The sequence below is a fragment of the Pyramidobacter sp. C12-8 genome (assembly GCF_002007215.1).
Lineage (GTDB): Bacteria > Synergistota > Synergistia > Synergistales > Dethiosulfovibrionaceae > Pyramidobacter.
Window position 1 is genome coordinate 57,191 of record NZ_MUHX01000008.1, and the last position, 21,646, is coordinate 78,836.

Genomic DNA, 21,646 nt, shown 5'->3' on the forward strand with positions numbered 1-21,646 from the left:
GCCCTTACTTCATGATCAGAGGAGCGATAACGAGAGCCACGACGGTCATCAGCTTGATGAGAATGTTCAGGCTGGGGCCGGCGGTATCCTTGAAAGGATCGCCCACGGTGTCGCCGACGACGGCCGCCTTGTGGTTGGCGGAACCCTTGCCGCCGTGCACGCCCGATTCGATGTACTTCTTGGCGTTGTCCCAGGCGCCGCCGGCATTGGACATGTAAACGGCGAGCATGACGCCGGTGACGATGGCGCCACCGAGCAGACCGCCCAGAGCCTCCGCGTCAAGAGCGAAGCCCACGACGACGGGAACGACGATAGCCAGCAGGCCAGGCACGATCATCTTATGCAGCGAAGCGTCGGTGGAAATGGCGACGCACTTTTTGTAGTCGGGCTTCTCGCTGTAATCCATGATGCCGGGGTGCTCCCTGAACTGACGGCGCACTTCCTCGACCATCTTGCCGGCGGCTTCCTGCACGGCAGCAATGGTCTGAGCGCTGAACAGGAAGGGGAGCATGCCGCCGAGGAACAAGCCGACCATGACGTGAGGATTGTTCAGATCGATCGACCTCAGACCAGCCGCCTGAGCGTAGGCGGAGAACAGCGACAGCGCGGTGAGGGCGGCGGAACCGATCGCCAGTCCCTTGCCCATGGCGGCGGTGGTGTTGCCCACGGCGTCAAGTTTGTCGGTGATATTGCGGACGCCTTCGGGCAATTCGGACATCTCGGCGATGCCGCCGGCGTTGTCGGAGATGGGGCCGTAAGCGTCGACGCTGAGGCTCATGCCGGTGATGGAAAGCATGCCCACGGCGGAACAGGCCACGCCGTACAATCCGCTGAAGAAATAGCTGATCAGCGTCGCGGCGCAGATCAGGAGCACGGGAATCACCGTGGAGGTCATGCCCAGAGAAATGCCGCCGAGGATAACGGTCGCAGGACCGGTCTCGGTCGTGCCGGCCAGCTTCTGCACCGGTTTGTAATCGGCAGAGGTGTAATACTCGGTGATCATGCCGATGGCCACGCCGGCCACAACGCCGGAAACCACGGCGAAGAAGATCTTGATGTCCTGAAGCAGGACCAGCGAGAGGATCAACGCGCCGACGATCTCGATGATGCCGGTGATGTAGGTGCCCAGACTCAGAGCCTTGGCGGGATCCGTCGCGTTGCCCGTCTGCATGAACTTGAACAGATACTTGCTGGCGAACTGCCCCATCTTGCTGTCGTTCTCCTCGGCCAGGCTGCCGGTGACGCAGGCCGAACCGAAGATCGCCGCGGCGATGCCCAGAGCCGCCAGCGCCAGAGGATAGAGCACGCCCATCAGGCCAAGCGGGGCGCTGTCGCCGGCCATCGTGGTCACAAAGCCGACGGCCATAGCGGCGATGATGGAGTTGACGTAGGACTCGAACAGGTCGGCCCCCATGCCGGCGATGTCGCCGACGTTGTCGCCGACGTTGTCGGCGATGGTCGCTGGGTTGCGGGGATCGTCCTCGGGGATACCGGCTTCAACCTTACCCACAAGGTCGGCGCCGACATCGGCGGCCTTGGTGTAGATACCGCCGCCGACGCGGGCAAACAGCGCGATGGACGAAGCGCCAAGGCCGAAGCTGGTGATGACGTTCGCATCGCGGAACAACACGTAGGAAAGCACCACACCGGCCAGACCGACGCCGACCACGGTCATGCCCATGACGGAGCCGCCGCGGAAGGCGACGCCCAGCGCGTCGTTCATGCTCTTGGTCGCCATGAAGGTCGTGCGGCCGTTGGAACGGGTAGCGACGATCATGCCGCAGTAGCCGGTCAGAGCGCTGCACAGCGCGCCGAAGACGAAGCACACGCCCGAGGGAATGCTCAGGAACGTGCACAGCAGAGCGCCGACGACGACGACAAACGGCGCGAGCCATTTGTATTCGCTGTTGAGAAACGCCATCGCGCCCTCGTGAATGATGTCGGAAAGCTCAGACACCTTTTTGTGCTCTTCGTCGACGGCGATGTTCTTGACGAAACCGTAGGTAATGAACGCGTACCCCAGAGCGAGCACGGCGCTGCCGAGCACGACCAGCAGCAGTACCCAAAACAGAAACGATACCATTACGCAGACCTCCTTAGAAATTGAGAACCACTCTTTTTAGAGCCGTTGTATCTTCCATAAAAGCCTGATTATTATATGCGCCGCACTGACGAAATACAAGCGATAAAAAACTTTTTCCGCACTGCAGAGAGGGCGAAACGATTTTTATTCTCGCCCCCCGGCGCGGCGTCGGCGTCATTCGATGATCTGAAGCTCCTTGGGAACCTGATTGAGGATGCGCACGCCCGTTTCGGTGATCAGACACAGATCTTCGATACGCACGCCCGTCTCGCCGGGAAGATAGATGCCCGGCTCGCAGGAAAAGACGTTGCCCGGTCTGACCTGTTCCGTGTTGGCGCTGCTCACGTCGCCCCATTCGTGCCCCTGCTGGCCGATGGAATGCCCGAGACGGTGCGTGAAGTACGGTCCGTATCCGGCGTCGGCGATGATCTTGCGGGCGATGCCGTCTAAGTCGCAGTAGCGCACGCCGGGTTTCATCGCCGCTTCCGCAGCCTCGTTGGCGCGGCGCGTGATCTCGTAGATTTCGCGGTCCTTGGCGCTCGCCGTCTTGAAGTAATAGGTGCGCGTCATGTCGGAACAATAGCCGTCTTTGATGCAGCCGATGTCGAAGAGCACGCACTGTCCCGGCTTCAGCACGGTGCCGTCGGGCGAATGGTGCGGATCGGCGGCGTTGGCGCCGAAGCTGACGATCGACGGGAACGACAGGCCGTCGGCGCCCAGCTCGCGGTAGATACCGGCCAGTTCGTCGGCCAGTTCGATCTCCGTCACGCCTTCGCGGACGCGCTCGCGAAGGGCCAGCATGGCCTGATCGTTCATCTGCGAGGCGCGCGTCATCAGGGCGATCTCCTCGGCGTCCTTGCAGGCGCGCACGCGGTCCACGCAGGGGGAAGCGTTCACGTAGCCGGCAGCGGCGTCCGCCTGCTGAAGTTCGAGCAAGAACTCGGCGGGCATTTTTTTGTCCACGCCCAGCGGCCGGGAACGGTCGATCAGGGGCAGGGCCTTGAGCGCGCCGCGCTCGGTATCGTCGTAGGGAACGATGTTTTCCGCCGCCACGTGGGGGGCGAAGAACAGCCGGTTCAAAAACAGCGCCGGTTTCTGCCCCTCGCGCAGCAGGAGCGCCAGAAAGCGCTCGCCGGGGCGGAAGTCGTCGCCGGTCACGTAGGTCAGCGAGAAAGGATCGCTCAACAGGGCCTGCGTGAGCCCCGCATCTTTCAGACTGGCCATGATCTTGTCGATTCGCCGTTGATTCATGATTCCTCTTTCCTCCTCGGGGCTCTCCGGCCCGAAAGACCTTCTCCGCACGCCCGGCCGTCAGGGCGTCGTCCGTAAGCCGCGCCTTATCCCCTGACAGAGTCGTACTCCGTCGTCTTCTCAAACTGGCGGAGCGCATACGAACAGGTCGGCACGATTTTGACGCCGCGCTCACGGGCCGCCCGGACCAGTTCGTCCACCAGGCGCGCGGCGATGCCCTGCCCGCCATAGACGGGCTCGACTTCAGTATGGTACGCGGTCCAAACTGCGCCGTCTTCGGCATAGGCGCACAGCCCTACGCACTTTTCGCCGTCGTAGGCGGCGGTGCGTTTTCTCGTTTCTTCAAAGACAATTTCGATCACGGCGCTGCCCCCTTTCCATCACTCACGACGTCATTGTATCATGAAGTTTTTTTGCGGGAAAGGCGCGACGATTCCGCGATCCTGTTCCAAAAAGAAACGTTTCCGTTGGCCGGCAGGCAATGTTCCACGTGGAACATCAATACCGCACAACGCCTGACGGCTCAACCGCCGTCAGGCGTTGTGCGGTATTCTGAATCTCAGCGTTCCTCGGACTTTTCCTCCGTCCCGGCGGCGCGCAGACGGCGGCGCAGCCCCCGGCCAAGCAGGATCGCCAACACGATCTTCAGCGCGTCGACGGGAATGAACGGATAAACCGCCGCGGCCATGCACCGGTCGAAACCGAGATTGGCGACTTTCGCCAGCCACGCCGCGCCGAACAGATAGAGCACGGCCAGCCCCAGCAGCATGCCGGCGAACTGCGCGGCGACGCGTTCCGAGCGGTCGATGAACCAGCCGCTGATCGCCGCCAGCGGGATGAAACCGACGAGGAAGCCGCCCGTCGGCCCGAGCAGTTTGCCCGCTCCGCCGGCAAATCCCGAAAACACGGGCAGCCCGACAAAACCGATCAACAGGTAGAGGACGACGGCCAAGGTGCCGCGCCGCGCGCCGAGCGCATACACCGAAAGGTAGACCACGAACACCTGAAAGGAAAAAGGGATCGGCCCGACGGGCACCGACAGCGGCCCGAGCACGCACATCAGCGCCGTCATCGCCGCGATCGCCGCCATGTTTCTGACATGATTCTTCTCCATTGTTATTGTCTTCACTCCGTCTCCGCGAAAATGTGCAGCGCCCCGATCATACGTCCGGCCGGATCAATTGTCAATCATAAATATATTAAATGGTGACAATTAATGAACAAGCCCCGATCTTTCGGCGCGGACAAAGCGCCTTGAGCGAAGGCACGAAACGTGGCATAATTTGTCTCTGCGGAAGAAATCATTTTGATCGAAGAGGGTTTTCCATGGACGAGATGAACGAACTGTACTATCGGCTCCCCTACGTGAAGGAATTCGACGCCGTCGTCACCGGCTGCGTGCCCGGCAAAAGCGGCTTCGAAGTGACGCTCTCGCAGACCGCCTTTTACCCCGAAGGCGGCGGCCAGCTCGCCGACAGCGGCTCCATCGGCGAAGCGTCCGTCGGCGACACGCGCCGCCGCGGCGGCGACATCATCCATTACGCCGACCGGGCGCTGCAAGTCGGCAGCACTCAGCACTGCGTCATCGACTGGCAGAAGCGCTTCGATCACATGCAGGCCCATTCCGGCGAGCACATCGTCTCCGGCCTGATCCACAGGCGCTTCGGCTACGACAACGTCGGATTCCACATGGCCGCCGACAAAGTCACGGTCGATTTCAACGGACTGATCAGCGAAGAGCAGCTCGCCGAACTGGAGCGCGAAGCCAACGCCCGCGTTTACGACAACCTGCCCGTGCGCGTCGCGTTTCCCTCGCCGCAGGAACTGGCGGCGCTCGATTACCGCAGCAAAAAGGAGCTGAGCGGCGCCGTGCGCATCGTCGAATTCCCCGGCGTCGACCGCTGCGCCTGCTGCGGCACCCACGTGGAGCGCAGCGGCGAGATCGGCCTGATCAAGTTCGTCTCCATGGCTCATTACAAAGGCGGCGTCCGCATCGAAATGCTCTGCGGCCGTCTCGCCATGCAGGACTACGCGCGCAAGAACGAGCAGGAGCGCGAGATCGGCCGCATCTTCTCCGCCAAGCCCTACGAGACCGTCGAGGCCGTGCGCCAGTACGTCGCCGCCGCCGAAGCGGCGGAAGCCCGCGCTTCCGAGCTGGCGCGCCGCTATTTCGAGCTGCGCGCCGCCCAGCTCCCCGCCGGCGGCGGGCTGCTGATCGAGTTCGAAGAAGGCTTCAAGCCCGTCGAGCTGCGCAGATTCTGCGACGCCCTCGTTGCCGGCGGCAAGGCGAAAACGGCGGCCGTGCTCTCCCCCGCCGAGAACAACGGCAAAAAAGGCTGGAACTACGTGATCTGCGCCGGTGACCCCGTGCTGCGCGAGGCCGTCAAAACGCTCAACAAAGAGCTGAACGGCCGCGGCGGCGGCGACCCCACGCTCGTGCAGGGAACGTTCTTCGCCGGGCGCGCCGAGATCGAGCGCGCGCTCGAAGCGACTTTCCGGTGATCATGTGCCGAAAGAATCTCCATAGAACATTCCGAAAAAGAATCAGCGCGCGAAAACAAACAGGGAGCGCCTCCAGCCAAAAGACGGAGGCGCTCCCTGTTTGTCGCAAAAAATCTCCGCCGCCCGCTCAAAAGAACGGACAGCAGATCTTTCTAATGATGGCCGCAGCCGTGATGATGCCCGCGGCCATGCTCGCGCCCTTCGGCGCCGTCCGAGCAGCCGTCTTCGGCATAGTGTTCGTGACCGTGACAGCCGCAGCCGTCGTGATGGCGGCGGCGTTCGTGCTCGTGTTCGCGACAGCTGCCGTTCCCACCGCCGTGCGTTTCTTTCAGGTCCTCGACGTCGGCCCATTCGTACCCCAGCACCTCAGGCGGCAGCTCGAGCCAGTCGATCAGATCGACGTCGTCGGGATAGCGCCCGGCGATGACGACGACGCCGTCCACCAGCACGACGGGCAGGCGCTCCGCGCCGAACACTTTCAGGTACTGCGCGGCGGCGGGATTCGCCTCGAACGCCTCCGGCTCTTCAGCCAGGTCGTGGCGTTCCCATTCGACGCCCTGATGCGTCAGCACGTCCAGCGACTGAGCCAGATCGGCCAGCTCCTGTTCGTCGTCCCACTCGGCCGCGGCTTCGTAAATGGCCAGTTTGCGCATGATTGGTTCCTCCTTCTGCTGAAATATCATTCGGGAAAAGTTTAGCGCTGACAGCCGCATCTTACCATAAAGCGGCGTTTCTTACGAACGGCAAGGAATCACTCCACCGTTTCCCGTTTTAGAATCTCGATCGCCGCGCCATAGTCGCGGAGGCGGTAATCGGCGAGGGCGTCGATGCGGGCGCGATCGGCGTCGGCGTAGCGGTCGTAGACGGCGGCGGCTTCGATGCCGGCGTTGCGGGCCGATTCGACGCCGACCAGAGAGTCCTCGAAGATCAGGCACTCGTCAGGCGCCGCGCCGAGGTCGCCGAGGATACGGAAATACACTTCCGGGTCGGGTTTCATCGCGCGCACGTCCTCGCGCGCGTAGACGGGGCTGAAATACTCGTCGAGCGGCGCTTTGGCGAGCATGTTGCGGTTGACGGTGCGGTAAATATCGACGGTGCCGCGGCGCGTCGCGGTGGCGATGGCAAGCCGGAAGCCGCGCGCCTTCAGCGCCTTGACGAACTCGTCGGCGCGCGGCTTGTAATCGACGACGTTTTCGAGGAAATCGCGGGCGATGCGGTAGCGCCGGCTGTGGATCTCGTCCGCCGTCAGCGGCGAAGCGTACTTTTCCTTTAAATAAGCGCAGTAGTCGCCGTACGGGTCGGAACTGGCAGCGCGCTCCCGCAGCAGGGCGTCGCGCTGCCGCTGCAGATCGCCGCCGTTCCGCTCGCCGCCGCCGATCTGCTTCACCAGCTCGACGTCCACGGCGTTCCACACGCCCACCGAGTCGATCAGCGTGCCGTCCAGATCGAAGATGATCGCTTTTTTCCTGTCGAACATTCCTGCCGCCTCCCCGAAGTTCTTCCGAAACCGCTTCGATTGTACCAGAAAAACCGTCCGCGTTCCCCCGTGTCTTCGCGCTTCGGCACGACGGCGGAAAAAACGGAGAGCCGCGGAGCGGAAACGCTCCGCGGCTCTCCGTTTTTTACCCGTTCCCGCCGCGACGCCGCGCGCAGGGGCAGGCCATGGACATCAGCTCCTCGATGGCGCGGTGCAGCATCGCCGCCGTCTCGGAAGCGGCGGCTTTGTAATAGACTTCCTTGCCCTCGCGGCGGCTGACGATCAGCCCCGCGCTCTTGAGCGAGCGCAGATGGTGAGACACGGCCGGGCTGGACATCTCCATCAGCGCGGAAATGTTGATCACGCACTCTTCGCCGTGGCACAGCAGCCAGAAGATGCGCACGCGCGTGGCGTCGCCGAGCTGTCTGAACACGTCGGCGACAGTCTGAAATTCCTCTACGGACGGCGCTCCGGCGCAGAACTCCTCGACGGGCTGGCCGTGCCGGTGCGGCAGATGGACTGGCGGCATGGAATCGCCTCCTTTTCTTCATTCTATTTACCATAAAAATTCGCCGCTGAAAAGCTCCCGCGGCGAATCTTTTTTCTGCGTCTCCGGCTGAGGGTTGACAGGATCGCCGCGTCGGGATAAAATCTCATTAACGAATAAGCATTTGTTTAATCGTTTATCTCACCTCATCGAAAAGGAGCCGCCGACCATGAAAAAGAGCTACAAGATCGAAGTGGACTGCGCCAACTGCGCCAACAAGATGGAGCAGGCCGCCAAGGGCACGCCCGGCGTCAAAGACGCCAGCGTCAACTTCATGCTGCTGAAAATGAACGTGGAGTTCGAGGACGGCCAGGATCCCCGGGCCGTCATGCCCGAAGTGCTGAAAAGCTGCAAAAAAGTCGAGGACGACTGCGAGATCTTCTTTTGACCGTCCGCCGCGCCCTTCACGCCGAAAACAATTTTCCGCAAAGGTCGTTTGGGGCCGCGCCACGCCTCAGCGCACGATATAAATCGAATCGCCTTTCCCGCGCCGTCTCGCGGCGGAAAGTTTTGTGGAGGAATATGCCATGAACCGGAAACAGCTTCGCATGCTGCTGCGCATCCTCGCCGCCGCGGTCATGATGGGCGCCCTGCACTTCGCGCGCGTCGCCGGCGCGGCGCGCTTTCTGCTTTATCTCGTGCCGTATCTGACCGTCGGTTACGACATTCTCGGCAAATCGCTCAAGGGCGTCAAAAACCGCCAGCTCTTCGACGAGAACTTCCTTATGGCCGTGGCCACGCTCGGCGCCATGGCGCTGGCCGTTTACGAGGACGGCGACTACACCGAGGCCATCGCCGTCATGCTCTTCTACCAGACCGGCGAGCTGTTCCAGAGCTACGCCGTCGGCAAAAGCCGCCGCAGCATCAGCGCCCTCATGGATATCCGCCCCGACTACGCCAACGTCGAGCGGGGCGGCCGCCTCGAGCGCGTCGATCCCGACGAGGTCGCGCCCGGTGCGGTCATCGTCGTTCAACCGGGCGAAAAAGTCCCCATCGACGGCGTCGTCGCCGAGGGACGCTCGACGCTCGATACATCCGCCCTGACCGGCGAGAGCGTGCCGCGCGAGACCGGCCCTGGCGACGAGATCCTTTCCGGCTGCATCAACATGACCACCCCGCTCAAGGTGAAAACCGCGCGCGAGTTCGGCGAATCCACCGTTTCGAAAATCCTCGACCTGGTCGAGAACGCCAGTTCGCGCAAGTCCAAATCCGAAGAGTTCATCAGCAAGTTTGCCCGCGTCTACACCCCCGCCGTCTGCGGCGGCGCTCTGGCGCTGGCCGTGCTGCCGCCGCTGGCGCGTCTTTTCGCGACGGGACTCTCCCCCGATTGGGGCGATTGGCTCTACCGCGCCCTCACCTTTCTCGTCATCAGCTGCCCCTGCGCGCTGGTCGTCAGCATCCCGCTCACGTTCTTCGCCGGTCTGGGCGGCGCCAGCCGCGAAGGCGTGCTCGTCAAAGGCTCCAATTATCTGGAAACGCTGGCGAACACGAAGTGCGTCGTCTTCGACAAGACCGGCACGCTCACGCAGGGCGTCTTCGAAGTCAGCGACGTGCATCACTGCCCCATCGAGCGCAAACGCCTGCTCGAGTTCGCCGCGCTGGCCGAAAGCGCCTCGCCGCATCCAATCAGCACGTCGCTGCGCCTCGCCTACGGCAGACCCATCGACCGCGCCCGCGTCGCCGACATCCGCGAGATCAGCGGCGAAGGAGTCACCGCCGTCGTGGATGGATTCTCCGTCGCCGCCGGCAACGCCAAACTCATGGAACGTCTCGGCATCCCCTGCATCCGCTGCCGCAGCGCCGGCTCGATCGTGCACATGGCCATCGACGGCAAGTACGCGGGACACATCGTCATCTCCGACGTGGTCAAGCCCAACGCTCGGGAGGCCATCGTCCGCCTCCGCGCCGCCGGCGTGAAAGAGACCGTCATGCTCACGGGGGACCGCCGCCCCGCCGCCGAACAGACGGCCCGGGAACTCGGCGTCGACGAGTTCCACGCCGGGCTGCTGCCCGCCGATAAAGTCGCCAAGGTGGAGGAGCTGCTGTCACGCCAGCCCATCGGCGCAAAGCTGGCCTTCGTCGGCGACGGGCTCAACGACGCGCCCGTGCTCTCGCGCGCCGACGTCGGCATCGCCATGGGCGCGATGGGCAGCGACGCCGCCATCGAAGCTGCCGACGTCGTGCTGATGGACGACGATCCCCTCAAGATCGTCACAGCGATCAGGATCGCGCGCAAATGTCTGGGCATCGTGCGCCAGAACATCTGGTTCGCCATCGGCGTCAAGCTCGCCTGCCTGGCGCTCGGCGCGCTGGGACTCGCCAACATGTGGCTGGCCGTCTTCGCCGACGTCGGCGTGATGGTCCTGGCGGTGCTCAACGCGATCCGCGCGCTGTTCGTCAAAAACCTGTGAAGGCAAAAACGGGCGCGCCTCAAAGGGCCTGTTCCACGGCAAAGGTACCATAGCAAGACGCGGGGAAAAACAAAAAAACACGATTTCTTCTAGAACCGGGCGGCGTGGAGCGTCCGACAGCCGCTGAGTTGTCGGGCGCTTTTTTTCATGGCGAACGTTCGACGCGAAGCCCTCATGACTATTTCTCCCGACTTTTAGCCCCTAAAAGTCGGGCGGAGCGATTTCCGCCGCCGAGGACCGGCACATCCCACGAAAGGTTCTTCGTCCGCCGGCGCCGACGTCGTTTCGGGAAAACCTTCCGCCGCGCGCTCAAAAAGCCGCGAGCTCCGAGCAAGGCGTGACACGCTCTTTACTCACCTTGACACAAATTGGCGTTATGATATTATTGCGTCGTAGCACGATGACGGAAACGCCATTTCCAAGCGGCGATTTTCCGCTTTCGGGCCGCGGAATCTCCGCGGCTCAACACAATCTTTTCAAAATCTAAGGAGGAAGCATTTCATGTCTCAGCGCAAAACGTTCTCCCTGTTCTCGGCGGCGCTTCTCGTCTCGGTTCTTTCCGGCGCGGCCATGGCTCACGAACTGGTGCTGCGCGCCAACGGCGAGGTCAAGGAAGGCGCGCCTCTGGCCGTGTCGGTGCATTCCGGACACAAGTTCATCGTCCCCGAAGAAGTGGAAAGTCTCGAACGCGTCAAGGCCGGTCCCTTCGTGGACGGCAAGCTGATGGCCCAGCCGCTGACCGGCAACGAAAAGGGGCTGTGCATCGACTTCACGGTGCCGGAAGTCAAGGCCAGCGAGTCGTTGATCGTCGTCGCCGAAAAGGACGGCGGCGTCTGGAGCGTCACCAACGAGGGCGGCAAATCGGGGGCGCGCAAGGATCTCGAAGCTCAGGGGCTGAAGGTCAAATCGGCAGTCAAGCACGACAAATACGCCAAGCTGATCCTCAACGCCTCCAAAGACGACAAGAACTTCGCCACCGCCGTCGGCCATCCGCTGGAAGTCATTCCCGTGACCAATCCGGCCGACGCCAAGGTGGGCGAGTTCTTCGAGGTGAAGGTCGTACTCGAAGGTCAGCCTTATACGGGCCCCGTCTGGGCGACTTACGACGGCTTCGTCACCGAGCATGAGAACACCTATGCCTACTACACCGAGGCGGAGAGCGGCACGGCCTTCATCAAGATCACCGCGCCCGGCCTCTGGGGCGTCCGCGCCCGTCAGGACGGCCTGCCCGGCGTCGAAGGGACCTACGACAGCCGCACGGTGCGTTCTTTCCTGCTCTTCGAAGTCAAATAACGATCATGACGGCGCTTTTGAAAAGGGCGGCCGCGACTTTGCTGATGGGGCTCGCGCTGACGGGTTCCATTGGTTGTTTGCGCGCTTCCGCCCATGGCGTGGGATACCGCCAGTCAGATCTGCCCTCGGTGCCGCTGGAGTTCTTTTATTCCACCGGCGAAACCATGAGTTACCTCGAGACGAAGGTCTTCTCGCCCGCCGACGAGAAGTTCGCCAACCAGTCGGGGCGCACCGACGCCGCCGGGCGCTTCGCGTTCGTTCCCGATGTGCCCGGCACATGGCGCGTGATCGTCAAGGACGACGAAGGCCATCAGTGCACGGCAGAAATCGGCGTGACGCAGGAATTCCTCGACGGCGGTTCCGAAAAGTCCTCCGCCCTCGCCGTCAAAGAACAGAGCGCGGTGCCTCAGGGCATGGATCTGGCGATCCGCTGCGCCCTCGGCGTCAGCCTGCTCTTCAACGTCGCCGCGCTCGTCCTGCTGGCACGCCGTGGAAAGGCGGCCTGAGCATGCATATCAGCGAAGGCGTGCTCTCCACAGGCGCGCTGGCGGCCGGCTGGGCCATCACCGCGGCCGGCACGGCCGTGGGCCTGAAAAAGCTCAAGCCCGAGCGCATCGTGCGCGTGGCGTTGCTGTCGTCGGCGTTCTTCCTCGCGTCGCTGGTCAACGTCAAAATCGGTCCCAGCTCGACGCACCTTTCGCTCATCGCGCCGATGGGGCTGGTGCTGGGCTGGTCGACTTTTCCCGCAGTGCTGGTGGCGCTGCTCCTGCAGGCGCTGCTGTTCCACTTCGGCGGGCTGGCGGTGCTCGGCCCCAACACGGTGGACGTGGCGTTGCCGGCGCTGCTGGTCTATCTGATTTTCGCACGGCCGATCCGGCGCCAGGGCGGCGCGGTTGCCGCGGTCTGGGCGTTCGCCGCCGGCACGCTGGCGGTACTGCTGTGCGCCGTCGGCGTGGGGTTGTTCCTCGGTGCCACGGACGAAAATTTTCTCGGCCTGGCAAAGGTGGTCTTTCTCGCTCACGTGCCGGTCGCGTTCGTCGAGGGCGCGATCACGGCCTTCATGGTGGCGTGGCTGAAAAAAGTCTCCCCGGAGTTCCTGTCGGGCGTCGACCGCTGACGAAAGGACGGCGGTAATGCGTCTCGATACGGGCGGACTGTTCGCGGAAAACGCGCGCGCTCCGCTTGACGCTTTCGATCCGCGCGCGCGGATACTCTGCGCCGCAGCTTACGCGGTGACGCTATCGGCGCTGGACCGGCCGGCGGCACTGGCGTTCGCGGCGCTGCTGCCGGGGGCGCTGTTTTTTTGCGGGCCGCTTCGCCCCTTGCTGCGCTCGCTGCGCCAGCTCAATCTGGTCAGCCTGGCGATGACGTTCCTGCTGGCGCTGACCTGGCCGGGGCGCACGCTCTGGGGACCGTTCACGCGCGAAGGGATCCGTCAGGGGCTTCTCATCACAGTCAGGCTGAATCTGATCTCGGTCGCGTTGCTGCGGCTGATCGCGGCCATGGGACCGGCGCGCTGCGAAACCGCGCTCGCCCGTCTGGGCTGCCCGGAAAAGCTGCGCGTTCTGCTGCTGCTCACGCTGCGCGGCATTTATCTGCTGGCCGAGCGCATGGCCACGGCCCTGCAGGCGGTCAATCTGCGCAGCGGTTCGCGCGGCGCGGGACGCTCGCCGCACTTGAAGGGGACGCTGCGCTGGCGCGTGTTCGCTTTCATGGCGGCGAGCGCGCTGCTGCAGAGTTCCGACCGCTCGGAACGCATGATGCTGGCGCTGAACTGTCGCGGCGGTCTGGCAGGTTTCGCCGCGGCGCAGCCGCTCCGCTGGAAAACGCGCGACACGGCGCTGACCGTTTTCTGCGCGGTCGTGCTCGCAGCGGCGCAGGCGCTCGATTTTTCGGGAGGCTTTCAATGAATCCGGCTCAATCGGAAAAATCCACCTGCCCGCTGGAAGTGCGAGCGCTCCACTACAGCTATCCCGACGGGCACAAGGCGCTGAACGGCGTATCGTTCGGCCTGCGCGAAAACGAGAAGCTCGCGCTCGTCGGCCCCAACGGCTCCGGCAAGTCGACGCTGCTGCTTCATCTGGCCGGGGGCATCGCCGCCCGCCAGGGAGAGATCCGGCTGTACGGACGGTCCGCCGGCACGGAAGAGCTGCGCCAAGCCGTCGGCCTGATCTTTCAGGAACCGGACGACCAGCTCTTCATGCCGCAGGTCGCCGACGACGTGGCCTTCGGCCTCGTCGCCCGCGGCGTGCCCGCCGGCGAGGCGCATCGCAAGGCGCTGGAAATGCTCGAACATTTGGGCGCGGCACATCTGGCCGAACGGCCGCCGCACCGCCTTTCCGGCGGCGAAAAGCGTCTGGCCGCTTTGGCTGGGATCCTCGTCATGAAACCGCAGGTGATCGTTCTCGACGAACCGACCGCGGCGCTCGACCCGCGTGCGCGGCGGCGCGTCGTCGAAACGCTGCGCGCGCTGTCCCAGCCGCTGATCCTCACCACGCACGACCTCGACATGGCGCTCGACGTGTGCAGCCGCGCCGCGCTGCTCTACGACGGAGCCGTCGCCGCGGAAGGGCCTCTGCCCGACCTGTTCCGCGACAAAGGGCTGCTGGAGCGCAACGGCCTCGAACTGCCGCTGCGGTATTCCGCCACTTAACTCGACACGATTTCTTGATCAGATATTTCAATGTACGCCCACAGTTTTCTCGGCATCAAAAAATAAAGGAGCGATAGCGGCATGATTCTGCTATCGCTCCTTTTCTATCCTGTTTTATTCTGCGAGCGCCTCTTCCTGCTCTTTGCAAATAGCCTCTTCTATATTAAACAACGGAAGTTCAATAATCGATATCTTTTCTTTATTTAGAAAATTCTCTGCGCCATCTTCATCATGAAAGAACAAAAAACGTTCGTCAGAAGCTTCGTCGCCGAATTCGTAGATTAATGAGATCTCCAAGCTCAAGGATTGCTCTTGACCAAAATCGATGTTATACCGCTCCGTTTTGCCGTCGGCGTAGCAGCAGACGACTGCTCCCTCAGATAATAATGCGTCGCTTGTACCGTCATCTTTCTCGACGTAACTGGCCATCACTTTGCACAGATTTGGAGAGATAAGTTTTTCCGGTATTTGTTCTTCGGTCTCTTCGTAATACGTGTAATCACTCAATGACTCGTAGATGACTGGTGGAACCTCCCCCTCGTCGACAGACGAATCCCAGGTGCATGAACTAGGCGCACCACAACCATCGTCAAGTAAAACAATTCTATTGACATTGCTTGTATTGATCAAAAGAACTTTGTTATTCATGCAAGGGATGACAAGATATCCGTGCCCGATCCAACCATAAACCATGCTTCGCGTGGTTCCGGTAATCGGATACCAAAGATATTTCTCGGAAGATGAGGGGAGAATCCCAATATGCCCCCAGAACCCGTTTTCCGCCAATTCCTCTCCTGCGCTGCAACGGTCAAGGGACGCTTTCCACCTTGCTATTTGAGGTGGGAAATAATTCGTCCCCAGGAGGCTCCGCACGCCTGTGCGCAAGGCATAGGCAAGGTCGCGAAGTTCAGAGATCTCAGCTTTTGCGCCGGCTTCGATTTCTTTCAGTCGTGCCGTCGATACTCCCGTACGTTCGGCCAGCTGCTTCTCGTCAACTCGAAGAAGCTGCTTCAGGAGCCGGGTTTGATTGAATCGATTCGGGCTGTTTCCCATTAACATATCTGCGGAGATTTTCAAACCGTCAAGAACCTTTGTAATATGTTTTTCGTAATTCGTCTTGTTCGTAATGCCTGCGGACAAAAGCTTGTCCAAAGTCGGGCGCGATATGCCCGCGGCCTTGCAGAAACCAGCTTTCGTAAAACCGCGTTCAAGCAACATCGATTCGAGTTTCGCTCCGACAGCGCTGCGCATATCAAATAAGTCCGCTATCTCATACATTTCATCAGCCTCCTTTTGGGCTTAAGTATAGCTCAGCTCTCAAGATATGTCAATAAATATTTTACGTTTTTACATTAAAACATTTATATCCGCTGAACGTCAAAGCAACTATAATATAAACCGCGAGCCATCGTTGCATCTAATCTGAAAGCTTCGATGGTGCGTTAAGTCTGACGCAATTTCTCTGACGCATTTTAAAGCGGAACGCCCCCAATCCTCCAACTTCTCGTATGGTATACCTTACAAGGTGGATGAGCATTGAGAAAGCGTTTGACGTTGTCGGATCGCAAAAACGTCGAAAAATGTCTGGCGCAAGGAGTTTCTTTCGCGGAAATCGGACGGCGCTTGATCCATGCCCCCGGCCAACCTCCCGCGCGAAAATATCTCGCAGCTCCCCGTCTGGTATATCCAGCGCGCGCCTCAAAGCAGTTCCTCAAACTGATATTTTAACAAGCACAAAAAAGCACATGGCTGAAGGATTTTTTGCTCTTCAAGCCATGCGCTTTTCTCGTCAGTCTGTAAATCTCAATAAATATCCGTCAGGATCCTGAACCAAAAACTCTTTCTGAACGATCTCTTCCGTCCCGCTTCTGTAAGAATTCGTCGTCAATCTTCTAAACGGCTCGATCCCCGCAGTTATCACTCTATCGTAAAGCTCTTCCACATTGGAAACGGACATCTCAAAGTTCACGCCTCTGCCAAAGGGATACTCCAGGACGCCCGTGTTCCAGCCGCCGTTGTCCTGTTCAAACATCAACTGATTTTCCCCCAAAGACAAAAAGACGAATTTATCTTCAGGACGCTCATACTCAATGTTGAATCGCAGCACGTGCGTATAGAACTTCTTCGTCCTTTCGATATCCTCAACGGTCAACTCAGGGATTAAAGAATTGAATTTCATATCTCATGCACCGCCCTAAAAGCCTCAATTTCATCCGTCTCGCTCTATATCCATAAAGCCTCTCAGCACAGAAATGTTAGGAGGCTTTTTCTGAGGAGCAGTGTATTTAGATCGTTATTCCCACTCCACCGTTGCCGGGGGTTTGCTGGTGACGTCGTAGACGACGCGGTTGACGCCGCGGACTTCGTTGCAGATTCTGGTAGAGGCGCGGGCCAGCACTTCGTGGGGCATGCGGTACCATTCGGCGGTCATGCCGTCGCGGCTGGTGATGGCGCGCAGGGCGCAGACGCGGGCGTAGGTGCGCTCGTCGCCCATGACGCCGACGGCGTAGACAGGCAGCAGCACGGCGAAGGCCTGCCAGATCTCGTCGTACAGTCCGGCTTTGTTGATCTCTTCCAGATAGATCTTGTCGGCGGCGCGCAGGATCTCGAGCTTTTCCCTGGTAATATCGCCGAGGCAGCGCACGGCCAGGCCGGGGCCGGGAAAGGGATGGCGGCGCACGATGTTTTCGGGCACGCCGAGCAGGCGGCCGACGGCGCGTCCTTCGTCCTTGAACAGTTCGCGCAGGGGTTCGAGCAGCGACAGGTTCATGTCTTTGGGCAGGCCGCCGACGTTGTGATGGCTCTTGATGACGGCGGCGCCCTTGCGCTGGCCGCTCTCAATCACGTCGGGGTAGAGCGTGCCCTGCAGCAGCCAGCGGGCGCCTTTGATCTTGCGGGCTTCTTCCTCGAAGATGCGGATGAAGGTCTCGCCGATGATCTTGCGTTTCTTCTCGGGGTCGATGACGCCGGCCAGCCCTTTGACGAACTTCTCGCTGGCGTCGACGTAGGCGACGTTGAGTTTCATCTGCCGGTAGCTGGCGAGCACTTCTTCGGCCTCGCCGGCGCGGAGCAGGCCGTTGTTGACGAAGATGCACTGCAGGCGGTCGCCGATGGCGGCGGCAGTCAGCGCGGCGGCCACGGAGGAATCGACGCCGCCGGAGAGGCCGCAGATGACTTTGTCTTCGCCGACTGTGGCGCGGATCTCGTCTTTCATTTTCTCGGCCCAGTCGCCGAGATCCCAGTCGCCTTTGCAGCCGCAAATCTTGAACAGGAAGTTGCCGAGCAGTTCCGCGCCTTTTTCGGTGTGCGAGACTTCGGGATGGAACTGTACGGCGGTGATGTGGTCGTCGGGCGTGCGCATGCCGGCGACGACGCCGTCTTCGGACACGGCGGTGGGGACGAAACCGGCGGGGACTTTTTCCACGTCGTCGCCGTGGCTCATCCACACCCGCGAGCGCTCGGGCACGCCGGCGAAGAACGGGCATTTGCCGTCCGTGACGACGAGCGTGGCGCGGCCGTATTCCCGGGCGGCGGAGCGGCGCACGGTCCCGCCGTACTGGAGCGCGGCCAGCTGCATGCCGTAGCAGATCCCGAGGATGGGCAGCCTGAGGTCGAAAAATCCCTCGGCCAGACGGGGCGAATCGGGTTCGAGCACGCTGCGCGGGCCGCCGGAGACGATCAGGCCGGTGGGAGTTCGCGACATGATCTGTTCGATCGTCGCGTCCCAGGGCAGGATCTCGCTGTGCACTTTCATTTCGCGCACGCGGCGGGCGATGAGCTGGGTGTACTGCGAGCCGCAGTCGAGAATGACGATGTTGTCCATGAAGAACTCCTTTCGCGAATCGGGAAAAGTTGGCGTTCGATTTATTATATCAAGGGACGGGTTCTCCGGCGTTTGCATAAACGCGGAAGCCCCGTTTCGTTTAATTCGAAAAGAGCGGAAAAACGCGCTGCTCTTCCGCGGCGTTCAGCGCTTCCTGGATCTGCTGTTTTTTCTTGGCGCTGCGGCGACGGCCGCCGCGGTGGCCGCGGCGCTTTTTCTTCTTCGCTCCGGCGTCCCCGTCCTTCTTTTCGGGCGGAGTTTTCTGAGCGGGAGGCGTTTTTTTGCGGACGCGGCGGCGCTTTTCGAGGCGCACGCGGTCGCTGGGGACCAGGCGGACTTCCGCTTCCGGCAGGTCGACGGCGGTGTTGTCCATTTCGAGGATGCGGTCTTCGAAGCCGAAAACGGTGGGGTCGATCTCTTCGATGGCCCGCTCCACCTTGTCCATGCCGTTGAACTTGTATTCGTCGGGCAGCGAGTTGTTGTAGCGCTTGACGCGCAGCAGGGCCTGCAAAAAGTTCTTTTCGTACTTCTGGAACAGCTCGGCGGCGATCAAACCGTCGGGATGGACGTATTCGTCGCCGCTGCCGGCGCCGCGGAAGAACAGGTCGGCCATTTCCAGATTCTGGTCGATCTCCATCTCGCCGTACCACACGTCGGCGAGGATGCGCTTGAACATTTCCTTGCGCCCGGGGGCCAGCAGGCCGAGGCTGGAATCAATGCGGCGCACGGCGTCGCGGATCTCTTCGAGTACGGTCTTGGTGCGGAGCTGGGGCAGCGAGTAGCGGGCGACGATCTCGGCTTCGTTCTCGACGGTGCTGCGTTTTTTGAGGATGGCGCCGAAGTCGGGGCGCAGCTCGATCATGGCCTTTTCGTCGCCGGTGCGCTCCAGCGCCTTGAACATCTCGCCGGTGTCGACGCCGCGGGATTCCACGGGGGAATCGGCGAGCCAGCTGACGAAGCCTTCGTCGAACAGGCCCTTGCGCCCGGCGCGTCCGGCCATCTGGCTGAAGCTCGTCTTGGTGAGGGGGCGGCGGTCGAAATACTTGACCGTCTGGGCGAAGACGACGGTCTCGGCCGGCAGGTTGACGCCCAGCGCCAGCGCGTCGGTGCCGACGACCACGTCGATGATGCGCTCGCGGTAGGCACGCTCGACGAGCAGTTTTTCCTTGGGCAGCAGGCGGCCGTAATAGACGCCGACGCCTTTGTAGAGGTGTTTCTGCACGACGTTCACTTCGAGGATCCAAGCCAAGTCGCGCAGACGGGCCTTGCGGTCCTTGTCGATGTCCATGCGCTGCGCGGCGATCAGGTCGGCAACCTGGTGCACGCCTTTCTGCGAGAAGGCGAAGACCAGCGCGTCGTGGATCTCCCGCGCGCTGAGGGCGTGGCTGAGGTAGGTCAGTTTGGTGGCGCGCTCCTTGAGGAGATACAGTTCGAAATCGCGCTCCATGACGCGCTCGAGGTAGCCGCGGATCTCCTCGGGCTGGCCGAAGGTGGCCGACATGACGAGGATGGGCACGGCGGGATGGGTCTTGCGCAGGCCGTCGATGTAGGCGCGGCTGCGCTCGTTTTCGCTGAAGATGTAGTGGAACTCGTCGATGATCAGGCGGATGCGGTCGCAGCCCGCGTATTTGAGATCGTAGATCTCCTGCGTACAGCAGATCACGGGCGCGCCGTCGTTCTTTTTGAAGTCGCCGGTTTCCAGCCCGACGTCGAAGCCCATCTTGAGCAGTTCCATGTAGCGCTCGTTGCTGAGGGCCTTGATGGGCGCGGTGAAGATGACGCGGTCGCAGCCGCTGCGATCGGTGAGCGGGCGGCCTTCGCCGTCGACGAGGCCGGCCCACAGGTAGGCCACCATGGTCTTTCCCGCTCCGGTCGGAGCCGACAGCACGGCGCTGAGGGGCGTTCCGCCGTCATCCGTCAGCTCGCCCCAGGCTTCCAGCTGCCACGGATAAAAAGGATAGCCCCCCTCTTTATTTTCCTCCATGCTTTTTCAACTCCTTCCGTGTGTATTACGCATAACGGCGCCTGAGCCATGCCGCGGCCCAGGCGCTTTCCGTCCGTTAATAGGATTTGGCGAAGACGGCCAGATGCGCGCCTTCTTTGCCGGTGTAGACGCATTTTCCGGTGCGGTCTTTTTCGGCGAGCGGGTAGCAGCGCACGGTGGCCTGCGTTTCTTCTTTGATCTTCTTTTCGTCTTCCTTGCCGCCGGCGAAGAAGCACTTGACCCAGCCGCCCTTTTCGAGCCGCGCTTTCAGCTCGTCGTAGCTGCTTGCCTCGTACGTGTTGGCGTCGCGGAAAGCGCAGGCTTTTTCGTAGAGACTCTTCTGAATGTCTTCGAGGATCGCCGGCACGCGCTCGGCCAGTTCGCTCCACTTCAGGTCTTCCTTGGCGCCGGTGTCGCGGCGCACGGCGCGCACGGTCCCGGCGGCGGCGTCCTTTTCGCCCAGTTCGAGGCGCAGCGGCACGCCCTTCTGCAAATGATAGAAAAAGCGGTCGGCGGGGCGCAGGTGGTTCTGCTCGTCCACGCGCACGGTCAGCGCCCCGAGCACGGAATCGAGCTCGTCGGCCAGCTCGTGAGCCTTGGCGTCGAGTTCGGCGAACGTGGAATCGTCCTTGGAGATCGGCAGGATCACGACCTTGACGGGCGCGACGCGGGGCGGCAGGATCAGGCCGTCGTTGTCGGAGTGGGTCATGATGATGGCGCCGATCATGCGGGTGGAAACGCCCCAGCTCGTGGTCCAGGCGTACTGCATGGCGCCGTTCTGGTCCTGGAACTGGATGTCGAAGGCCTTGGCGAAGTTCTGGCCGAGGAAATGACTGGTGCCGGCCTGCAGGGCCTTGGTGTCGCTGACCATGGTCTCGCAGGTGTAAGTGTCGAGCGCGCCGGGGAAGCGTTCGCCCTCGGACTTGACGCCCTCGACGACGGGCAGGGCCATGTCTTCCTTCATGATTTTGGCGTAGACGTTGAGCATCTTCACGGTCTCTTCCTCGGCTTCGGCGGCCGTGGCATGGGCCGTGTGACCTTCCTGCCAGAGGAACTCGGAGGTGCGCAGGAACAGGCGGGGGCGTTTTTCCCAGCGCAGCACGTTGGCCCACTGGTTGATCAGCAGGGGCAGATCGCGCCACGATTGCACCCACTTGCTGTACATCGCGCCGATGACCGTTTCGGACGTGGGACGGATGACGAGCGGCTCTTCCAGCTCTTCGCCGCCGGCGTGGGTGACGACCGCGCACTCGGGAGCGAAGCCTTCGACGTGCTCGGCTTCCTTCCGCAGAAACGACGAAGGGATCAGCAGCGGAAAGTAGGCGTTGACGTGCCCCGTCTCCTTGAAAGCCCTGTCGAACTTGGCCTGAAGGTCTTCCCAGATCGCGTAGCCCGTGGGGCGGACGACCATGCAGCCGCGCACGGGCGCGTAGTCGGCCAGCTCGGCGACTTTGATGATGTCAAGGTACCACTGTGAATAATCCTGTTCTCTCGGGGTGATGTTGCGTGCCATGGCGCTCTTGTCCTCCTGCGTGAAATCGAAAGTCAAAACAAAATCCACCGCGGCGGAGCGAAGAAGCGGCGAAAAGCGAAAAAACATTTTTCAGCCGTTTATTTTTTCG

General features: G+C 61.7%; 21 protein-coding genes. 9 read left to right on the forward strand and 12 right to left on the reverse strand.

What is annotated here, in order from left to right; translation table 11 throughout:
- Window positions 1-4: 4 nt before the first annotated feature.
- The 4 genes from B0D78_RS04585 to B0D78_RS04600 all read right to left on the reverse strand — a co-directional run bounded on the left by B0D78_RS04585 (window position 5) and on the right by B0D78_RS04600 (window position 4,448).
- A complete protein-coding gene (locus B0D78_RS04585; RefSeq protein ID WP_078015814.1) occupies window positions 5-2,083 on the reverse strand; it encodes a sodium-translocating pyrophosphatase in 2,079 nt (692 codons plus the stop codon).
- Window positions 2,084-2,257: 174 nt separating this feature from the next.
- Window positions 2,258-3,334, reverse strand: coding sequence for a M24 family metallopeptidase (locus tag B0D78_RS04590; RefSeq protein ID WP_078015815.1), 1,077 nt, complete (start codon window positions 3,332-3,334; stop codon window positions 2,258-2,260).
- A gap of 86 nt (window positions 3,335-3,420) precedes the next feature.
- Window positions 3,421-3,696: a GNAT family N-acetyltransferase gene (locus tag B0D78_RS04595; protein WP_205948263.1), complete on the reverse strand. Its 276-nt coding sequence runs from the start codon at window positions 3,694-3,696 to the stop codon at window positions 3,421-3,423.
- Window positions 3,697-3,893: 197 nt separating this feature from the next.
- On the reverse strand, window positions 3,894-4,448 hold the full coding sequence (locus B0D78_RS04600) for a biotin transporter BioY (protein ID WP_078015816.1): 555 nt from the start codon (window positions 4,446-4,448) through the stop codon (window positions 3,894-3,896).
- A 212-nt stretch (window positions 4,449-4,660) separates the two neighbouring features.
- On the opposite strand from B0D78_RS04600, the gene B0D78_RS04605 reads away from it, so the two are divergent.
- Window positions 4,661-5,836, forward strand: coding sequence for an alanyl-tRNA editing protein (locus B0D78_RS04605; protein ID WP_205948264.1), 1,176 nt, complete (start codon window positions 4,661-4,663; stop codon window positions 5,834-5,836).
- Window positions 5,837-5,988: 152 nt separating this feature from the next.
- Here B0D78_RS04605 and B0D78_RS04610 read toward each other — a convergent pair whose 3' ends face one another.
- The 3 genes from B0D78_RS04610 to B0D78_RS04620 all read right to left on the reverse strand — a co-directional run bounded on the left by B0D78_RS04610 (window position 5,989) and on the right by B0D78_RS04620 (window position 7,842).
- Window positions 5,989-6,489, reverse strand: coding sequence for an arsenic metallochaperone ArsD family protein (locus tag B0D78_RS04610; RefSeq protein WP_168170007.1), 501 nt, complete (start codon window positions 6,487-6,489; stop codon window positions 5,989-5,991).
- Between the two features lie 98 nt (window positions 6,490-6,587).
- Window positions 6,588-7,313, reverse strand: a complete 726-nt coding sequence (locus tag B0D78_RS04615; protein WP_078015818.1) for an HAD family hydrolase — start codon at window positions 7,311-7,313, stop codon at window positions 6,588-6,590.
- A gap of 145 nt (window positions 7,314-7,458) precedes the next feature.
- The gene (locus B0D78_RS04620) at window positions 7,459-7,842 is read right to left on the reverse strand and encodes an ArsR/SmtB family transcription factor (RefSeq protein WP_078015819.1); all 384 of its coding nucleotides are present in this window, start codon (window positions 7,840-7,842) and stop codon (window positions 7,459-7,461) included.
- Between the two features lie 187 nt (window positions 7,843-8,029).
- Between B0D78_RS04620 and B0D78_RS04625 the strand changes: the two genes are divergently transcribed.
- The 7 genes from B0D78_RS04625 to B0D78_RS04655 all read left to right on the forward strand — a co-directional run bounded on the left by B0D78_RS04625 (window position 8,030) and on the right by B0D78_RS04655 (window position 14,217).
- Window positions 8,030-8,248, forward strand: a complete 219-nt coding sequence (locus B0D78_RS04625; RefSeq protein ID WP_078015820.1) for a cation transporter — start codon at window positions 8,030-8,032, stop codon at window positions 8,246-8,248.
- Window positions 8,249-8,387: 139 nt separating this feature from the next.
- On the forward strand, window positions 8,388-10,271 hold the full coding sequence (locus tag B0D78_RS04630) for a heavy metal translocating P-type ATPase (RefSeq protein WP_078015821.1): 1,884 nt from the start codon (window positions 8,388-8,390) through the stop codon (window positions 10,269-10,271).
- Between the two features lie 501 nt (window positions 10,272-10,772).
- Window positions 10,773-11,564 (forward strand): DUF4198 domain-containing protein, encoded by a 792-nt coding sequence (locus B0D78_RS04635; protein WP_078015822.1) that lies wholly within the window; start codon window positions 10,773-10,775, stop codon window positions 11,562-11,564.
- Between the two features lie 5 nt (window positions 11,565-11,569).
- Window positions 11,570-12,070: a hypothetical protein gene (locus B0D78_RS04640; protein ID WP_078015823.1), complete on the forward strand. Its 501-nt coding sequence runs from the start codon at window positions 11,570-11,572 to the stop codon at window positions 12,068-12,070.
- Window positions 12,071-12,072: 2 nt separating this feature from the next.
- On the forward strand, window positions 12,073-12,681 hold the full coding sequence (gene cbiM, locus B0D78_RS04645; protein WP_078015824.1) for a cobalt transporter CbiM: 609 nt from the start codon (window positions 12,073-12,075) through the stop codon (window positions 12,679-12,681).
- A 16-nt stretch (window positions 12,682-12,697) separates the two neighbouring features.
- Window positions 12,698-13,474, forward strand: a complete 777-nt coding sequence (locus B0D78_RS04650; RefSeq protein WP_078015825.1) for an energy-coupling factor transporter transmembrane component T family protein — start codon at window positions 12,698-12,700, stop codon at window positions 13,472-13,474.
- Window positions 13,471-14,217 carry an energy-coupling factor ABC transporter ATP-binding protein gene (locus tag B0D78_RS04655; RefSeq protein WP_078015826.1) on the forward strand — a complete coding sequence of 249 codons (747 nt, stop codon included), beginning with the start codon at window positions 13,471-13,473 and terminating at the stop codon, window positions 14,215-14,217. The genes B0D78_RS04650 and B0D78_RS04655 overlap by 4 nt, the downstream gene beginning before the upstream one ends.
- Before the next feature lie 114 nt (window positions 14,218-14,331).
- On the opposite strand, the gene B0D78_RS04660 is transcribed toward B0D78_RS04655, so the two are convergent.
- Window positions 14,332-15,495 carry a helix-turn-helix domain-containing protein gene (locus B0D78_RS04660; protein ID WP_078015827.1) on the reverse strand — a complete coding sequence of 388 codons (1,164 nt, stop codon included), beginning with the start codon at window positions 15,493-15,495 and terminating at the stop codon, window positions 14,332-14,334.
- A 270-nt stretch (window positions 15,496-15,765) separates the two neighbouring features.
- Between B0D78_RS04660 and B0D78_RS13585 the strand changes: the two genes are divergently transcribed.
- Window positions 15,766-15,945 carry a hypothetical protein gene (locus B0D78_RS13585; protein ID WP_446737330.1) on the forward strand — a complete coding sequence of 60 codons (180 nt, stop codon included), beginning with the start codon at window positions 15,766-15,768 and terminating at the stop codon, window positions 15,943-15,945.
- A gap of 61 nt (window positions 15,946-16,006) precedes the next feature.
- Here the strand turns inward: B0D78_RS13585 and B0D78_RS04670 are convergent, their stop codons facing one another.
- From B0D78_RS04670 to proS, 4 genes are all read right to left on the reverse strand, one after another.
- Window positions 16,007-16,396, reverse strand: coding sequence for a bleomycin resistance protein (locus B0D78_RS04670; protein WP_078015829.1), 390 nt, complete (start codon window positions 16,394-16,396; stop codon window positions 16,007-16,009).
- A gap of 114 nt (window positions 16,397-16,510) precedes the next feature.
- The gene (guaA, locus tag B0D78_RS04675; RefSeq protein ID WP_078015830.1) at window positions 16,511-18,040 is read right to left on the reverse strand and encodes a glutamine-hydrolyzing GMP synthase; all 1,530 of its coding nucleotides are present in this window, start codon (window positions 18,038-18,040) and stop codon (window positions 16,511-16,513) included.
- A gap of 100 nt (window positions 18,041-18,140) precedes the next feature.
- Complete coding sequence (locus tag B0D78_RS04680; protein ID WP_078015831.1) at window positions 18,141-20,024, reverse strand: DEAD/DEAH box helicase; 1,884 nt, start codon at window positions 20,022-20,024, stop codon at window positions 18,141-18,143.
- Between the two features lie 76 nt (window positions 20,025-20,100).
- Entirely contained in the window at window positions 20,101-21,537 is a 1,437-nt protein-coding gene (gene proS, locus B0D78_RS04685; RefSeq protein WP_078015851.1) for a proline--tRNA ligase, read from the reverse strand.
- Between the last annotated feature and the right edge of the window lie 109 nt (window positions 21,538-21,646).

Bases quoted from the DNA above. Each gene is read 5' to 3' on its own strand.
- B0D78_RS04585 (WP_078015814.1), bottom strand. From the start codon at position 2,083: ATGGTATCGTTTCTGTTTTGGGTACTGCTGCTGGTCGTGCTCGGCAGC.
- B0D78_RS04590 (WP_078015815.1), bottom strand. From the start codon at position 3,334: ATGAATCAACGGCGAATCGACAAGATCATGGCCAGTCTGAAAGATGCG.
- B0D78_RS04600 (WP_078015816.1), bottom strand. From the start codon at position 4,448: ATGGAGAAGAATCATGTCAGAAACATGGCGGCGATCGCGGCGATGACG.
- B0D78_RS04605 (WP_205948264.1), top strand. From the start codon at position 4,661: ATGGACGAGATGAACGAACTGTACTATCGGCTCCCCTACGTGAAGGAA.
- B0D78_RS04610 (WP_168170007.1), bottom strand. From the start codon at position 6,489: ATGCGCAAACTGGCCATTTACGAAGCCGCGGCCGAGTGGGACGACGAA.
- B0D78_RS04615 (WP_078015818.1), bottom strand. From the start codon at position 7,313: ATGTTCGACAGGAAAAAAGCGATCATCTTCGATCTGGACGGCACGCTG.
- B0D78_RS04620 (WP_078015819.1), bottom strand. From the start codon at position 7,842: ATGCCGCCAGTCCATCTGCCGCACCGGCACGGCCAGCCCGTCGAGGAG.
- B0D78_RS04625 (WP_078015820.1), top strand. From the start codon at position 8,030: ATGAAAAAGAGCTACAAGATCGAAGTGGACTGCGCCAACTGCGCCAAC.
- B0D78_RS04630 (WP_078015821.1), top strand. From the start codon at position 8,388: ATGAACCGGAAACAGCTTCGCATGCTGCTGCGCATCCTCGCCGCCGCG.
- B0D78_RS04635 (WP_078015822.1), top strand. From the start codon at position 10,773: ATGTCTCAGCGCAAAACGTTCTCCCTGTTCTCGGCGGCGCTTCTCGTC.
- B0D78_RS04640 (WP_078015823.1), top strand. From the start codon at position 11,570: ATGACGGCGCTTTTGAAAAGGGCGGCCGCGACTTTGCTGATGGGGCTC.
- cbiM (WP_078015824.1), top strand. From the start codon at position 12,073: ATGCATATCAGCGAAGGCGTGCTCTCCACAGGCGCGCTGGCGGCCGGC.
- B0D78_RS04650 (WP_078015825.1), top strand. From the start codon at position 12,698: ATGCGTCTCGATACGGGCGGACTGTTCGCGGAAAACGCGCGCGCTCCG.
- B0D78_RS04655 (WP_078015826.1), top strand. From the start codon at position 13,471: ATGAATCCGGCTCAATCGGAAAAATCCACCTGCCCGCTGGAAGTGCGA.
- B0D78_RS04660 (WP_078015827.1), bottom strand. From the start codon at position 15,495: ATGTATGAGATAGCGGACTTATTTGATATGCGCAGCGCTGTCGGAGCG.
- B0D78_RS04670 (WP_078015829.1), bottom strand. From the start codon at position 16,396: ATGAAATTCAATTCTTTAATCCCTGAGTTGACCGTTGAGGATATCGAA.
- guaA (WP_078015830.1), bottom strand. From the start codon at position 18,040: ATGGACAACATCGTCATTCTCGACTGCGGCTCGCAGTACACCCAGCTC.
- B0D78_RS04680 (WP_078015831.1), bottom strand. From the start codon at position 20,024: ATGGAGGAAAATAAAGAGGGGGGCTATCCTTTTTATCCGTGGCAGCTG.
- proS (WP_078015851.1), bottom strand. From the start codon at position 21,537: ATGGCACGCAACATCACCCCGAGAGAACAGGATTATTCACAGTGGTAC.